Below are 14502 nucleotides of genomic sequence, written 5' to 3'. Positions count from 1 at the left end.
GCTTCCGGACAAGTCACACAACCCTATCTGGAGAGATCCGCGCCGCGTCCGGTGATCACCTGGGCCAGCCCGTGCGAAACGAGTTGAAGCGTGGCTGGCTTGCCGACCTGCAAAGCCGCGCTACCTGACCGCAGCCGGGCGTAGTGCTCCACACCGTCACCGTCCCTCACGATCGCCCATGGGGCCGCCCCCGCCTCATCGTGAAACCCCGTCTTCACCACCACGCCCCTGACCCCGTCCTGACCCAAAGGCCGAACCTCCTTCGCGCCCTCAAGTCGTCGCTGATTTAGGGTGCGGATGATGTCCCTGCGCGCCTGGAGCGTCCGCAGCTTCGCCTCCATGTCGTCGTCGAGACGGTACCGACGCCCCACGGGCGTCGCCAGGCCGAGGCGTTCCAGATGCTTCAGCCTTCCCCGGGTTAGCGCCGCCCAGGCGTCCGTCGCGCCGACGCCGTCGTCCACCATCCGGCTGCCGTCCGCCTCGGCGATCAGGCGCCGATCGAAGCCGGTGAACCGGTTCGCCTCAGTCTCCTTCCAGATCCGTCGCTCGGCCTCCACCCGCGACAGGTCTCCGAGGCGCTCCTGGGCGACCTCCTGCGCCCGCGCCCTGAAGCCGTAGCCGATGTAGTCGCGAGGGATGACGAGGTCCCGGCCGTCCTCCCGCCGCCCCCGAACCAGGACATGCCCATGCGGTTGATCGGTGTCGTAGTGGCAGGTCGCGACCCATTTCAGATTGGCCTCTCCCAGGTCCGCAGAGACGCGCGCCATGACCTCGCGGACATAGGATTTCATGTCGAGCCGCTCGCCATGCTCGGGCGAGATGATGAACCGGAAATGGTGACGGTCATCGCTCCAGCCGTCGGTCTCCGCGGCCGGCCGGATCCCGTCGACCTCGCGATCGAAGAACTCCGGACGCTCGCCTTCGACACCGGCGCCGGACCGGCCGAGGTAGGCGACATGCTTGCCCAGGGCGGCAGCCCGATCGGCGCCTCGGCCGACATGACGCGAGACCAGCGCCTTGACGATGACCTTCTGGCGAACGTCGAGACGGAAGGCCCGGCCCGACCGGTTCTGCGCCGCCTTCAGGACGCCGGATCGGTCGCCGAGCGCGAACGCCCTGGAACTCGCCAGCCGTTGCATCATGCCCTTGCGAACGCAGGGCCGGTCCTTCTTTAGCCGGATTGGAAGGCTGACGCGGACGCCTTCCGGATCCTCGCGGGAGGCGGCGGCCATCCTCTCTCCAATGGCGTCGCGGATCAGCATTTAGACCGCTCCTCAGATATCCCCGAGTTCCCCGGCGGCAACTCAACGCAACTCGCCAAGAGGTCCGCGCGTATCGACTAAGTCACGGTCAGAATAGAAGAAAAGCGCAGCGCCAAAAACACCCTTTTATCTTGCCCTCCGACCTCTTTTGCAGATTGTCATACATTCCGATCATCTCTCGACATGCCCGATCAATAGAAACCGCTTGGTTCGCTCCTGCGCCGGGATGTTCTCGTCGAGACCGCTCCGGAAGTCGGACGCCACCGGATGACAAACAAAAATCCGCCCGGCCGAAGCCGAGCGGGTCGTTGATCTCAGTCCGGATCTGTCAGGCTGCACGCGCCTTGATGGAGACGTGTCGCAGCCCGTTCTCCATCGCCTTCTGCCCGAGGTTGAGCGCCGGTCCGAACGGCCGCTGATCCTCCCGCATCCCCGCCACCGAATGGACCAGGGTCAGGCAAACTTCCGGCTCGAGCGCGATCAGCTCTTCGTTCGCCCGGAAGGGAGCCGCCTTGCCGTGCGCATCGAAATCCGCCCGAGCCAGGATGAGTTTCACCCCCTTCTGCTGGGCCCATCTGATCGCCAATTTCTCGGACCCCTTCGCCCCAGTCGTCGCCAGGGCCATGTCGGGCCACTCCTGCTTCGCCCAGTTGAGAGCGTCGAAGATCCGCCCCGCATCCTCCGCCGTGTCGGCCGTCGGCGCGCCCCGGAAGGCGATCACCGGACCGCCTGGATCGGCCTCTCCGGACTTCCGGTTGCGGATCGCCCGGATCGCCTGTTTGGCCTCGAGCTGCGCCGCCGTCAGATGGGTGCCGCGGCGCGAACCCCGCCAGGCCGTCCAGACCTCGCCGGTCGCGACTGTCCAGGTTTCGGAGGCCGCGTCCCGGATCAGTTCGCAGGCCTGCGTCGCGGCATCGCCCGCCTTGGCCTTCGCCGTCGCTTCCTGAAGCTCGGTGTCGGCCGCCTCCGATCCGTCGAAGTGTCGGTCGAGCGTTCTCATCGTGTCGCGCGCCCGATCCGCATCGCGTTCGATCCGTCCGGCCGCCGAATGGAAGGCTCCGATCAACGCCTCCCCCAGAATGGTCTGATAGTCTTCCAGCGCGGTGTCAGAAATCACGTCCACCAGCTCGGTCATGAGCGCTCGCCCGAGCTGGACCAGGGCATCCTCCGTCGGGTGCGGACGATCCTCACCCAGGGACGCGGTCAGGTCGTCGAAGGCGGAGTCGGACTTCTGGGCAGCGGAGGCGATGAAGGGATGGTTGTAGAAGGTCATTGGAACATTCCTTGAGAATGCCGTGCGCCCCATGCGCAACGACCCCGGTCTTGGCCACAGCGGGGTCCCCGACAGTCACCGGAGCGGAGGGCCGCTTGCCCTCCGTGGAGGGAATAAGGCGAAGCCGTTGACTTCCGGGGTGCTGTGACAAGATCGGAGGGCGTTGTGTGGGGGCAAGTCGTCGTCGCTCTTCGCGACGACGACACAACTCGGCGCCGTCGCGCCGATGCGGACGAATGGACATCGATCTTCCTGCCCGTCGACGTCGGCGAGCCGACGACGCTGCCCGGTCGACCGGAACGCAATCAGCTTCCTCGATGCCTACGACATCGGCATGTCCGTCAGCCTAGCGCCGCAGACCGTCCGCCGGTCTGCTTGTCCTAAACGGGCTCTACCCATCCGGCCGGCCGCCAGCCGCTGAGGAAGGCCTCGATCGCGACCTTGACCGGCCCGCTGATGTCGCGCTTTCCGGCCTCCATGTCCTGGATGCGCGCCTCCAGCTTCTCCGGCGTGCCGACCAGACGTAGTGCGCGCGCCATCGTCAGCGCATCCCAGCCCAGGATCTGGCGGGCGACCTTCAGTTCAGCGGAGGGGGACGCCATGATGTACCTTGTGCGGCCGGGGCCGAAAAGCGGGCGGCTTGATGGGGTCGGCCGGACAAATGACAAACGGCGACCTCGTCGAGGCCGCCGTTCGGGCTTGTGTAGACGTGGATTGCAGCGGCCACATGGCCAGGACGGCAGTCAGACCAGACCCGCCAGCCGCTCAAGGCTGCGGGTCGTCTCAAGCGCAGGCCGATACGCGATCTGGGCGTGCGGCGCGCAATAGGCCCCGCGGACGGCGGGCCGTCCGCAGAGACTGAAGCTGCGAGAGCCCGGATCTCCCAGAGGCCAGCGACAGTCGTGGCGGCGGACGGTCAGGAGGGACGCCCGGCCGGTCTCCGGGGGCTCCGGACAATCATCGGCCGGGCCCTCCTGTGGCGAAGGGGCCGGCAGGGTCGGAGCGCGGGAGGTCAAAGCCCGGGCGGGCTGCGGTTTCATCGTCGGCGGCGCGGCGGCGCGTCCGGCCGACAGGCCCATGCGATAGACCTTGCCCAGCACGGCGCTTCGACTGATGCCGTGCGCAAGCTCGTGAGCAATGTACTCGGCGGTCTTTCCTTCTCTCCAAAGGATCTTCAAGCGTTCGATACGGTCCTGGGTCCAGGCGGAGGCGGTCATTGGGGGGACTCCCGATGCGACGAGCCCGATCGGCTCGCCCCTCCCACCCTTCCTTTTTCTCCGGCAGACGAAGAACGGCCCGACGCTTGCGCGCCGGGCCGTTCAGGGAGGGAGCCGCTCCGATCAGAACGGGATGTCGTCGTTCAAATCGTAGCCGCCGGCCGGTTCCTGGACCTGGCGGCTTTCCGCCGCGTCGTCCTCGCCGTCGCGCTCCCGCCGATTCTTGAGGCGAATGTCGCCGACGATCAGGCGAAGGTCGTAGTGTTCGACCCCGTCCTTGCCGGTCCAGGTGTCGTTCTCGACATGGCCCTGGATCACGACCCGGCTGCCCTTCCTGGCGTACTGCTCGATGTAGCGTTCGGCGGTCGCTTCGTTGAAGCAGACGCAGTTGAAGCCGGTGGTGCGTTCGCCCGGCGTGCCGTCGCCGCGCCGGAAGCGGGTGGTCTCCAGCACGCGGAAGCTCGCGCGCTTCTTGCCCGAGCCCTGGGCGGAGAGGATGGAGGGGTCGGCGGCCAGATAGCCTTCGATGACGAGGGTCTGCATGGTCAGTCTCCTGTTGAATGTAGGGGGTTGAAAGGATCAGGCGGCGGCGCGGTCGGGCGAGCCGACCGAGGCGTCGCGGCCTTCGGCCCAGTCGAGGACGGTCAGCCGGTTGATCACCAACTCCTTGGCCGCCCGCTCCTTGCCGTCCCGGGCCGTGTAGGTGGTGTCGATGAAGGCGCCGATGACCACGGCCTCGCAGCCCTGGGCCAGTCCGCGAGCGATGACCTTCTCGTTCAGACCCTTGGACCAGCTGACGCAGTTGACCCCGACCAGCCGGTCCTTGCCGGCTGCGTCGACGCCACGCTTCTCGAGCAGCCGGAACACGGCCTTGCCGAAGTCGTCGCTGATCTGGGGATCCGCTGCGAGACGCCCGGTGAACATCATGGATTGCATGTCAGTCTCCTGTCGATCCGAAGCGCCGGGGAGCCGATCTCCCTCATCCCGCTTCACCCATGGCCTCCCTTCCTCCGTTACTTTCCGGTTCGGGCCTCCGCCCGGACGGTCTGCTCTGTCAGGTGATGCCCGTGCCAAGCCCCCCCGTGCTAGACTGACGCTTTGGGATCGACCCAGGAGGGACGGCATGGATCGGGAGCCTTTGTCGGCCAAGGACGCGCGCGACCTGGCGCGGATGTCCAAGGCGATCGTGGAGATCTGCGTCCGGAACACCGAACTCGAGACGCTCCACGCCGGACGGTTTCCGGTCTCGCGCACGGGCGACTTCAGCGACGTCGTGGTCATCACGCCGGACGGCGAGATTCCATGGGCCGAGCTCAGCCGGATTTCCGATCCGGAAATGAAGGCCCTGATGATCGAGATCGTCGACAGGGTCTTCACCTACATGCGTTTCCCCGAAGCCCTGGCCACGATCCCGGGCGGCCGCGCCTGGGATCCGCCCAAGTTGAACGAAGACCTGATGAAGACCGTGCGTCGCCGACAGCCCCTGCGAGAAGCCGAAGGCTAGCTCAGGCCGGCGCTCAGGCTGCGGCGCCGTCGAGCATGGTCTGCACGGGGTGACGCCGGAGCACCGCCTCGACCACCCGCGGCCGATCTACGGGCACGAACACTCGCGGCGTGAAGGCGATGATTTCGACGAAGCAGCCCAACGAGACCAGGGCGTCGCGATCGGCGCGCGCCCCGACGATCTCCAGGCGCCAGCGGTCCATGACGCGAGCCCGCTTTAGCCAGAGGCCGCCTTCCAGCGAGAGCTGGACGCCTCGGTCGAGCACTGCTGCCCCGGTCGTCGAGCCGTCGGCCCAGGCTTCGCTCACGTCCGTCAGGCCGAGAGCGGCCTTCAGAGCGCGGGCCTGGACGGCGTCGAGGACACGGCCGAGCCAGCGCCGCCCATCGGGCGCGCGGACGCGACGAACGGAACAGCCCCTGGCTGGCAGCCGGCCCCAGATTGGCAGAAGCAGGCCGGTCGCCAGGGTCAGCTCGCGCCGACGCCACGGGTCCGTACCGGCGACCTCCTCGTCCCACGCCCGCCGCCAGTCCTCGACGATCGCAGGCTTCCAGGACGACTCCTCGAAGGCCTTCTCGGCCAGGATCTGGCGGTCGTCGGGACGAATGAGCCGCACCGCCGTGACCAGGCGATCGTCGTCCGTGGCCGTCGTCAGGCCGAGCTCGGCTATCGCCGCCCGGCCCGACTTCTCGTTGACCACCAGCCGGTGGGCGATGTCACCCGCCAGGTTCAGGGCGTCGTCGGCGTTGAGGATCTCGCGCCGCACCTTCAGTGCGAAGGTGACCAGGGCCGTCTCGGCGCCGGTGGCGACATCGGTGCGGATCCTCTCCTGATCGACGACGTCCAGCTCCTCGGCCTCGATGTCCTCCAGGCCGCGATCCAGGTCCCCCGAGGCGGCCGCTCGCTCCAGGATGCCGGAGAGGATGCGGTCGAAATCGTCGAAGAGGGCGTTCTGATCGGCGATGCGCAGGGCCAGCAGCCGGTTCAGGAAGGTGTGGATGGGAGGCAGGTCGTCGGAAGGTTTGAGGCCGCCGTCCTCGTCCAGGAGCTTCAGGCTCGTCTTGGCCATAAAGGTCTCCAGCGTCATGGACGACAGCTCGCCGAAGGCCAGAGCTCCGTAGAAGACCAGCAGGGCGCGGCGCGCCCAGGGGCTTTCGAGGTTGTCCTCGGCCCGGAAAAGACCAGCTCCGGCGGTCCGGCGCTCTCCGCGCGTCAACGCGCCCAGGGAATCGAGGCGCCGGGCGATCGTGGAGGTGAAACGCTTTTCGCCCTGGATGTCGGTGGTCACGGGCCGAAACAGGGGCGCCGAGGCCTGGTGGGTCCGGTGGCTGCGGCCCAGCCCCTGGATGGCGGCGTCCGCCCGCCAGCCGGGCTCGACCAGGTAGTGGACGCGACGCTGGCGGTTCTCCGCCGACAGGTCGGCATGGTAGCTGCGGCCCGTCCCGCCCGCGTCCGAGAAGATCAGCACCCGCTTGCGTCCGGACATGAAGGCGTCCGTCTCGGCGCGGGCGGCGGAGGCGCCGCGCCGTTCCACCACGCGTCGGCCGTCCCGCACCACCACCCGGCGCGAGCGGCCGGTGATCTCGGCGACGGCGTCCGTGCCGAAGGCTTCCAGGAGGGCGTCGAGCACGCCGGGCACCGCGGGCAGGCAGGCCATACGCGTGATAAGGACCTGTCGGCGTTCGACGGCTTCCCGGCTGACGGCCGGTCGTCCGTCGACCATGACCGGGACCATGGTGACCCCGCCCCTGTCGTCCTCAATCGCTTCCATCAGATGGATCGGGAAGGCCTCGCGCAGATAGTCGAGGACGTATTCGCGGGGGGTCAGGTCGATCGACAGATTGTTCCACTCTTCGGGCGGGATGGAGGAGAGCCGGCGTTCCATCACCGCCTCATTGGTCGAGACGATCTGGACCACGGCCGAGCGGTTGGCAGCGAGGTCGTCACGGATGGAGGCGATCAGGCTGGGGGCCTTCAGCCCGGCGAGGAGATGGCCGAAGAAGCGCAACTTGGCGCCCTCGAAGGCGGAATGGACGGCGGAGGCCGCCTGTCCGCTCCTGGGCTTGCCCTCCGGGTCATTCAAACCGGTGGCCTTCAGCGCCTCGGCCAGGTTGGCGTGGATGACTTGGAACGCGTCGGCCCAGGCGTCCCAGATGGCGATGTCGTCGGGCGTCAGCGGATGGACGAGCGGCTCGTATTCGACGCCCTCGAACGAAAGCGATCGCGCCACATAGAGGCCGAGCGCCTTGAGCTCGCGCGCCACCAATTCCATCGCCGCGACACCGCCTCGGTCCATGGCGTCGAGGAAGTCGGCGCGGGTCATGAACGGCGCCTCCGGCCCGCCCCACAGGCCGAGACGCCCCGCATAGGCGAGGTTCTCGGCCGTGGTGGCCCCGGTCGCCGAGACGTAGAGGATCCGGGCGTTCGGCAGACGGTTCTGCAGGGCGAGACCCGCCATGCCCTGCAGCGAAGCCTTCTTCGCCCCACGCGCGCCCTTGCCACCCCCGGCGGCGTTGGCCATGGCGTGCGCCTCGTCGAAGGCGATGACGCCGTCGAAGTCCTCCCCTAGCCAGGCCACGATCTGGTCCAGACGCGACGGGCGCGCGGCCCGCGCGGGCTGGCGAAGAGTCGCATAGGTCGTGAACAGGATGCCGCGATTCAGACGGATCCCGTCGCCCTGTTTCCAGCTCGAAAGCGGGACGATGTCATAGGCCCCGCCGCCGATCGCGCCCCAGTCGCGGCGAGCGTCCTCCAGAAGGGCGTCGTTCCGCGACAGCCACACAGCCCGCATACGGCCCTGGCCCATGTTGTCGGCGATGACGGCCGCGATCTGGCGGCCCTTGCCGCAGCCCGTGCCGTCGCCCAGGAAGAAGCCGCGGCGAAACCGGATCGCGTCCTCCGCATCGTCCCGGACGAGCACGACCTCGTGCGGCGCCTCGGCCGGGCGGAATCGCCCAGGCAGATGCCCGCCGTGGGCCTCGCCGGCGTAGATGACGCTCTCTGTCTGGGCGTCCGAGAGGCGAGCCTCGACCCGCATCGCCGGCGGCAAGACCGGACGATAGGTCGGCGCCGGGGGCGCGACCGAGGCCATTGGCCCGGACTCCACCAGAGGGGACGGATGCGGCCTCGGGTCCGGCAGGTCGATCCGCGCCAGGGCGTGGGCCTGGTAGAGGCCGACGTCGCGGCCCTCCCCGCTCCACGCCTTGACCGCATAGGCGAGCGGCGCCGCGCCCGCGAGGAAGCCAAGCCGGCCGGAGGGCAGAGCCAGGCCACGGTCCCTCGGCGCGAGGAGGGAGGTCGCGGCGAGCCCGACCCGGACGCGCGGCCTGGCTGAGGCGCGCGGAGACAGGCCCCGGATCAGGCCCGTCATCGCGTCCCAGTCGTCCGGCTGGTGCAGGAGCCCATCCCAGGTCCGCGCCGGCGCGCGATCAACGACCAGCAACCCGGTTTCGACGGATGTGCCATGTTTGGCGAAGGCGCGGCCCGGAAAGGCGATCGTCCCGACGACGGCGCCATGCGCCTCGAACGCGCGGCGCATCGCCGTGTCCGCCAGGGCCGTCAGGGGCACGATGGCCGCCATCCTCCCCCCGTCCGCCAGAGCCTTGAGACCGGCGACGAGGTGAGCCGCCAGGTCGGAGAAGGGCGGATTGACGAGGACGACGTCGAAGCGGCCGGCCTCGGGCAGCAGGTCGGCGAGGTGGCGACCATCATGGCGCGTCCGCGCGGCCTGAGGAAACAGGCCGTCGAGAAGGCCGGCGCGGCCCGGCGCCCTCTCGTTCAAGGTCAGCGCGCCTCCGCAGACCTCGGCCACCACCGCGAGCAGCCCTGTGCCGGCGGAGGGCTCCAGCACGCGGTCGCCGGGCCGCACCTGGGCGGCCAGGACCGCCATGGCCGCGAGCGGCGGCGGGGTCGAGAACTGGTCGAGCGCGACCTGTTCCTCGCTGCGACGGCTGTGGGTCAGACCCAGGGCGGACACGCCGGCGAGGACTGCGGCGATCTCGGCCGGCGCGTCTTCCAGCCTCGCGACCTGGGGGGCCAGGCGCCGGATCTGCATCACGGTCCCGGCCTCGATGGCATCGTAGGCGTCGCGCCAGGTCCAGGCCCCGTCCGCGTCCGACGCGCCGAATGCGGTGGTCATCACATCGGCGACGAGACGCCGGTCGAGCGGCCGGGACCGCGCAAGGGCGATGGCGAGCGCCCGCGCCGCGGCGAGGACATTGGCCGATCGGTCGGACCGCGAAGGCGTGGCGAACAGGGACGGGGTGGTCGAGGCGGCAGGCATGGCGGGCATCCGGATCACCTGGAGCGGAGGGAGCCTCCCCCACGGTCCTCCAGGCTCGCCTCGCCCCGCCCTTCCCCCGCCTTTCCGGGTCCGCACGACAACGCCGCCCCGACCGAGGTCGAGGCGGCGCGTTCGTCGTCGGCGAATGTTCAGGCTGCGGCGGAGTCGAGCGCGGCTTGGCCCTCTGGAGTGACGGCGAAGGCGCCGACGCCATCGTCATCGGCCTCGTCGTTCAGCGCGTCGGAAGGACCGTCCTCTGCGTCCTGACCATCCTCCGCAGACGCGCCTCCATCATTGACGGAGGCGCGCCAGGACAGGCTTGCGGGGGCCCAGGTCCGCGTGGCCGCCTGTTCGACCACCCAATCGACCAGTTCCGTCTTCTTCAGGGCCCGGGCGCGCTCGTCCTCGGAGCCCATGGTCTCGAGCATGCCCAGCAGGAGGCCCTTGGAATGGGACTGCAGGAAGGGCGCATCGGGCGTCCAGTGCAGGCTGATGTCCGCATCGCACAGCGCGGCGAGTTCCGCCGCCTCGGCCCGGGCTGCCCGGCGGATCTGGAAAGTCTTCTCCTCCCGGACGTCGAGGCTGACGGCGGTGAGTTCGGCCAGCAGTCCCATCTTTTCGCCATGCGGCAGCCCATGGATCCAGGCGATCACGGTCTCGCCCGAGGCCTGCCAGTCGGCGCGACGATCGTCGAGGCGCTGGCGGACGTCGCCGTCGAGGGCCTCGATGACCCTCCCGGCCGAAGGGTTGAACCCCGTGGCCACGATCGCCAGGGCCGACTCCGACCGGGCCACGCGGCTGCGCAGGACGATCACCGTGAACAGGCGCGAGATCAGCGCCGTCAGGGCGGCGGACGGAGCATCGGCCAGGGCCCGGATCAGGCCTCGCGTGGCGACGTCGGTGCGCGCCGCATGGAGGGCGTGGTTGACCCCTTCGGTCTCAGGTTCGGGCGCCTCGACCTCGGGCGAGATGTAGGCCGGCGGGGCGGCCGCACGCGGGACCGGATCGCCCCCGCCTCTCTCATCGTCGTCGGTCTCGGGCTCCTCCGGCGTGTAGCAGCGCACCTCCACTCCCGTGTCCGCCGCCGGCCACATCACCATCGTCGTCACGACGCGGCCGCCGCAGCCGGTCTGGTCGGAGGCGATCCGCGCGCGGATCATGTCCATGATGGCGAGATCGGCGATGTCCGGTCGGGCCGGGTCGGCCAAGGCCAGGCGCGCAGCCTCGACACGATCGTTGAAGACCTCGCGCTGGGCGCGATATCGCGCCATCTCCTCGGCCGGGAGGGATCCGCCATAGACATAGCCGAGCGCCTCCAGGTCCTCGGGCAGGTCCGGCTCCGGGCCAGCGGTGACGTGGACGGCGACGCCTTCCGCCTCGAACACGGCTGCGATGCCACGGGCGCGCCTCAGCCAGAGATCGGTCAGGATGTCAGGGTCGAGCAGGACGGGGACGAGTTCGCCGAAGAGATCGGTCTCGGTGCGGCCCCCGGCCTCGCCGTAGGTGGTCGGATGGACGAGGGCGCAACGGCGGTCGCGGGCGGTGACGCGAGCGTCGTCGAGCCGCTCGAGAACGCGCCAGTCCTGGAAGCCGTGACCGTCCAAGGCCGCCTCGGCGAGTTCCTCCTGCTCGGCCTTGTCCGGCAACCGCGCCAGCAGCCGCGCCTGCTTCAGGCTCATGCGGCCGCTCTTCAGGGCGACGAGCGCTGCGGACGGCAGGCCGGCGAGCGCCGCCAGACGCTTGATCTCGATCTCGGCATAGCCCAACGCCCTGGCGATCACCGCGACCGTCAGCTTCGACTTCAGCATCCGGCCGATCGCCGCGATGATGTCGGCGACATGGACGGGAACCGCAGTGTTGGTGAGAAGCACCGCCGCGGCCTGACGGGCCGGGTCGGTCTCGACGAAGACATCGACGGGATGGTCGTCGCCGATCTCGCCGGCCTCGAGGAGGAGGCCGAGCGCGAGCCGGCGCCGGCGCCCGTCGAGCGCCATCCACGGCTCTTCCTTCCTGCCGCGACCCGGGCGGACGGTCAGGGGCTGAAGCTGGCCGGCGGCCCGCATCGTCGCGGCGAGCGTGGGGATGTCGTCGTCAGGCGGCTCGTCGTGACGAAGGTTTTCCCGGGCGATGCCCAGATCGCCGAGACGGACTGTGCGTCGGTCGCGCTCGACGACAACGACAGGGGTGATAACGGGAGCGAGGTCGGTCATGGGATCATCTCCGCAGGGCGACGGGGCCCATCCCCGCCGCTCCGGCGCCCCCGAGCGCCCTCGCTCCTCCTTTCGCGACGCCGCGGGCGATCGCGTTCCAGTCCTCAAACGGCGGGTTGGGGCACCAGACCCGAACCTGGATTCCCAGCGTCCTGAGGCGATGGCTAAGGCGGGCGGCGGCGTCCTCGCCGACCATGCCCCGGTCTGCGGCGACCAGCACGCGACGGACGTCCGGGGGCGGGGTCCAGGCCGCGAGATTGTTCGCCGACATCAGGGCCCAGCCGGGAAGGCGGAAGCGGTCGATGGCGGACAGGGTGGTGACCACCCCTTCGCCGACCAGCATCTCCTCGGCCGCCGGCGACAGGCGAACCGCCGCGCTAGGCGGCACGACCCCCACCGTCTTGCGCGGCACGGCGAGGCCGACGACGCCCAGGCCGTTCGGCTCGAGATAGGTCACCTCGACGGCCGTCAGGCCCCCGTCCGCCGCGACGATTCGCGCGACGAGGGCCGGTCGCGTACGCCCGCCGGGCCGGTAGATGGAGACGGGGACGGCGGGATGGAAGCGCAGGTCGAGCGCCCCATCGCCGCCGTGGACGGCGCGGCGTCGCAGGTAGAGGGACGCGGGATCGGAGGGGCTTAACGGTCGAGCGTCATGCCACAGACGAGAGGCGGTCTCGATGCGCCGCCGGCGGTCCGGCGCCGGGGCCGACACCGGGGCGCGCCCCGCCCCCGTGAGACGCCCGGTATCGTCGATGAAACCCGAACTACGCAGGTGGTCGCGGATGGCCCTCCAGTCCGCCGCGCCGAACCCGTGGATGATGACCCGACCCTGGGAAAGGAGGAGCGAGACCGATCGATCGGCCTGGCTGTGGCCCGGCGCGGGCACATTGGCGCGCAGCCCGCTCTGGTAGAGGTCGCCGCCCAGGGCGGCGACGATGGGGTGAAGGGTCATGACGGCCTCAGATCAGGCCGAGTTGCTTGAAGCTCGCCGTCCCCTGACGCCCCAGGACCAGATGGTCGTGGACCTGGATGCCGAACAGTTTCGCAGCGTCGATGATCTGGCGGGTGACGACGATGTCCGCCTGGGACGGGGTCGGATCGCCGGAAGGGTGGTTGTGCACCAGGATCAGGGACGAGGCGGACAGTTCGAGCGCCCGCCGGATGATTTCCCGCGGATAGACGGGCGCGTGGTCCACCGTGCCGTCGGCGACCAGTTCGTCGCGCAAGAGGTGATTGCGGCGGTCGAGAAAGAGGGTTCGGAACTGTTCCCGGGGCAGATGGGCCAGGGTCGTCCGGGCATAGGCTGTGAGCGCGTTCCAGGATGACAGGACCGGGCGGGCGCACGCCGTGGTCCGCGACAGCCGCACGCTCAGTTCGCGCAACAGCTTGAGATCCAGAATGGCCGCCGGACCCATCCCGGGCAGCCGGCCGAGTTCGGCGACCTCGGCGGCGGCGATATCGCCGAGCGACCCGAACCGATCGACGAGGGCCTCAGCGGTGGCGCCGACCATAGGCGCCGACAGGCATCGCCCAAGCAGCAGGCCGAGCAGGGCCAGGTCGTCCAGACTTGAGAGAGTTGACGGCTCGGCGGCGAAGGAGGGTGTAGCCGCAAGGGCCGGATATGCCGGCGCGCGGTCGGGAAGCGATCTCATGGCGACCTCCTGGTCTGCGCTCCCTGATCGGAGCGCCCGCCGCCGCCCTCGCTTTCCCTTTCGATCGACGGCGTCTTGGCGAAGCGGCGGACACGCTTCACCCTGTGCCCATGAAATGGCTCCTCGTTGTCGCCGGCCTCCTCCTCACCCCCGCCGCTGCCCGCGCCGACCCGTGCGAGGGCCGCCTGCCTGACCGGGCCGGCGAAACCTTCTCCGGGGTGGTCCGCTATGTCGGGGACGGCGACGGCCTGTGCCTTGGCTCCACGGCGGACCCGGCGACCTGGATCGAGGTGCGGCTGTCGGACTTTGACGCCCCGGAACTCAACAGCCCGGCCGGTCGCGGCGCCCGGGATCGTCTGGCCAGTCTGGTGCGGGGGCGCAGGCTAACCTGCGTCGCGGTCAGGGGCAGAAGCGGCCGGGTCGTCGTCTACGATCGCGTCGTCGCCGCCTGTCGCCTGAACGGGCGAGGGATTGGCGACCTGCTGCGGGAAGCCGGCGGCCGCGAAGGCGGCAACTAGGACCGACGGCGCGTTCGCTCGGCCTAGGCGCGATCCTCCAGGATCGAGTCCGACCGGCCCCCTATAGCTGACAACCGGGCGGGTGACCGGCCTTTCCGACGTCACGAAAACCATTGCAACTCCAGCCAAGCGACTATCATCGCAGGGCTAGATCGCGGCGCCCGAGCCACTCCTCAACATCGTCTGAAGCGTCGATTCTCCCTTGCCGACTGGCGCTCAAGGCGCTCAGCCATAACTCAGGTTCGACGCTGGCCGGTCGGCCCGGGCGACCGACTGTACAGCGCCAAGTTCACCACGAGCTGCCTGTGTATCGCCGCTCCGTCGAGCAGGAAGTTCTGCTCGTAGAACCGACCGTCCCGGATTTTGTGAAAACATGTTCGGCGCATTTCACGGTCGCGCCGTTGGGTTCGGCCCCCAACCACGTGGAGATGGGAACACCCGTGTGAAGAATATTGCCGCAATCCGATCGTCGTCCATGGCGACATCCTGCAGGTGAAGGTCCTGATGACGGCCTGCATGCGCGCCCACCTCTCTTCTCGCCGACCGGCGGGAAGAGAGACCAAGGCGTCGCGCCCGCGCCCTCGGAA

Annotated in this window: 12 protein-coding genes; 2 read left to right on the top strand and 10 right to left on the bottom strand. The window is 69.4% G+C overall.

What is annotated here, in order from left to right; all coding sequences use genetic code 11:
- Nucleotides 1-23: 23 nt before the first annotated feature.
- The 6 genes from LG306_RS05060 to LG306_RS05035 all read right to left on the bottom strand — a co-directional run bounded on the left by LG306_RS05060 (nucleotide 24) and on the right by LG306_RS05035 (nucleotide 4688).
- Nucleotides 24-1232 (bottom strand): DUF3363 domain-containing protein, encoded by a 1209-nt coding sequence (locus tag LG306_RS05060; RefSeq protein WP_354040103.1) that lies wholly within the window; start codon nucleotides 1230-1232, stop codon nucleotides 24-26.
- A gap of 358 nt (nucleotides 1233-1590) precedes the next feature.
- The gene (locus tag LG306_RS05055; RefSeq protein WP_354040105.1) at nucleotides 1591-2535 is read right to left on the bottom strand and encodes a DUF2493 domain-containing protein; all 945 of its coding nucleotides are present in this window, start codon (nucleotides 2533-2535) and stop codon (nucleotides 1591-1593) included.
- Between the two features lie 380 nt (nucleotides 2536-2915).
- Complete coding sequence (locus tag LG306_RS05050; protein ID WP_291537374.1) at nucleotides 2916-3137, bottom strand: hypothetical protein; 222 nt, start codon at nucleotides 3135-3137, stop codon at nucleotides 2916-2918.
- A gap of 141 nt (nucleotides 3138-3278) precedes the next feature.
- Nucleotides 3279-3752: a GcrA family cell cycle regulator gene (locus LG306_RS05045; RefSeq protein WP_291537375.1), complete on the bottom strand. Its 474-nt coding sequence runs from the start codon at nucleotides 3750-3752 to the stop codon at nucleotides 3279-3281.
- 123 nt (nucleotides 3753-3875) lie between these two features.
- Nucleotides 3876-4295, bottom strand: a complete 420-nt coding sequence (locus LG306_RS05040) for a single-stranded DNA-binding protein (RefSeq protein ID WP_291537376.1) — start codon at nucleotides 4293-4295, stop codon at nucleotides 3876-3878.
- 36 nt (nucleotides 4296-4331) lie between these two features.
- Nucleotides 4332-4688 (bottom strand): hypothetical protein, encoded by a 357-nt coding sequence (locus tag LG306_RS05035; RefSeq protein WP_066629722.1) that lies wholly within the window; start codon nucleotides 4686-4688, stop codon nucleotides 4332-4334.
- 187 nt (nucleotides 4689-4875) lie between these two features.
- Between LG306_RS05035 and LG306_RS05030 the strand changes: the two genes are divergently transcribed.
- On the top strand, nucleotides 4876-5256 hold the full coding sequence (locus LG306_RS05030; protein WP_354040109.1) for a hypothetical protein: 381 nt from the start codon (nucleotides 4876-4878) through the stop codon (nucleotides 5254-5256).
- A 13-nt stretch (nucleotides 5257-5269) separates the two neighbouring features.
- On the opposite strand, the gene LG306_RS05025 is transcribed toward LG306_RS05030, so the two are convergent.
- The 4 genes from LG306_RS05025 to radC all read right to left on the bottom strand — a co-directional run bounded on the left by LG306_RS05025 (nucleotide 5270) and on the right by radC (nucleotide 13397).
- A complete protein-coding gene (locus LG306_RS05025) occupies nucleotides 5270-9544 on the bottom strand; it encodes a strawberry notch-like NTP hydrolase domain-containing protein (RefSeq protein WP_354040111.1) in 4275 nt (1424 codons plus the stop codon).
- 140 nt (nucleotides 9545-9684) lie between these two features.
- Nucleotides 9685-11745 (bottom strand): ParB N-terminal domain-containing protein, encoded by a 2061-nt coding sequence (locus LG306_RS05020; protein WP_354040113.1) that lies wholly within the window; start codon nucleotides 11743-11745, stop codon nucleotides 9685-9687.
- A 4-nt stretch (nucleotides 11746-11749) separates the two neighbouring features.
- Nucleotides 11750-12697, bottom strand: a complete 948-nt coding sequence (locus LG306_RS05015; RefSeq protein ID WP_291537380.1) for a toprim domain-containing protein — start codon at nucleotides 12695-12697, stop codon at nucleotides 11750-11752.
- 7 nt (nucleotides 12698-12704) lie between these two features.
- On the bottom strand, nucleotides 12705-13397 hold the full coding sequence (gene radC / locus LG306_RS05010; RefSeq protein WP_354040116.1) for a DNA repair protein RadC: 693 nt from the start codon (nucleotides 13395-13397) through the stop codon (nucleotides 12705-12707).
- A 110-nt stretch (nucleotides 13398-13507) separates the two neighbouring features.
- On the opposite strand from radC, the gene LG306_RS05005 reads away from it, so the two are divergent.
- Entirely contained in the window at nucleotides 13508-13915 is a 408-nt protein-coding gene (locus tag LG306_RS05005; protein ID WP_314524912.1) for a nuclease, read from the top strand.
- Nucleotides 13916-14502 lie beyond the last annotated feature (587 nt).

Source organism: Brevundimonas vesicularis (assembly GCF_044807075.1).
GTDB lineage: Bacteria > Pseudomonadota > Alphaproteobacteria > Caulobacterales > Caulobacteraceae > Brevundimonas > Brevundimonas vesicularis_G.
The sequence above is the reverse complement of the archived record's forward strand: the minus strand, read 5'-3'. Positions and strand labels throughout refer to the sequence as shown.

Excerpts from the sequence above, each read along its gene's own strand:
- LG306_RS05040 (WP_291537376.1), bottom strand. The coding sequence starts at position 4,295 with ATGCAGACCCTCGTCATCGAAGGCTATCTGGCCGCCGACCCCTCCATC.
- LG306_RS05035 (WP_066629722.1), bottom strand. The coding sequence starts at position 4,688 with ATGCAATCCATGATGTTCACCGGGCGTCTCGCAGCGGATCCCCAGATC.
- LG306_RS05015 (WP_291537380.1), bottom strand. The coding sequence starts at position 12,697 with ATGACCCTTCACCCCATCGTCGCCGCCCTGGGCGGCGACCTCTACCAG.
- LG306_RS05045 (WP_291537375.1), bottom strand. The coding sequence starts at position 3,752 with ATGACCGCCTCCGCCTGGACCCAGGACCGTATCGAACGCTTGAAGATC.
- LG306_RS05020 (WP_354040113.1), bottom strand. The coding sequence starts at position 11,745 with ATGACCGACCTCGCTCCCGTTATCACCCCTGTCGTTGTCGTCGAGCGC.
- LG306_RS05055 (WP_354040105.1), bottom strand. The coding sequence starts at position 2,535 with ATGACCTTCTACAACCATCCCTTCATCGCCTCCGCTGCCCAGAAGTCC.
- LG306_RS05060 (WP_354040103.1), bottom strand. The coding sequence starts at position 1,232 with ATGGCCGCCGCCTCCCGCGAGGATCCGGAAGGCGTCCGCGTCAGCCTT.
- LG306_RS05050 (WP_291537374.1), bottom strand. The coding sequence starts at position 3,137 with ATGGCGTCCCCCTCCGCTGAACTGAAGGTCGCCCGCCAGATCCTGGGC.
- LG306_RS05030 (WP_354040109.1), top strand. The coding sequence starts at position 4,876 with ATGGATCGGGAGCCTTTGTCGGCCAAGGACGCGCGCGACCTGGCGCGG.
- LG306_RS05025 (WP_354040111.1), bottom strand. The coding sequence starts at position 9,544 with ATGCCCGCCATGCCTGCCGCCTCGACCACCCCGTCCCTGTTCGCCACG.
- radC (WP_354040116.1), bottom strand. The coding sequence starts at position 13,397 with ATGAGATCGCTTCCCGACCGCGCGCCGGCATATCCGGCCCTTGCGGCT.
- LG306_RS05005 (WP_314524912.1), top strand. The coding sequence starts at position 13,508 with ATGAAATGGCTCCTCGTTGTCGCCGGCCTCCTCCTCACCCCCGCCGCT.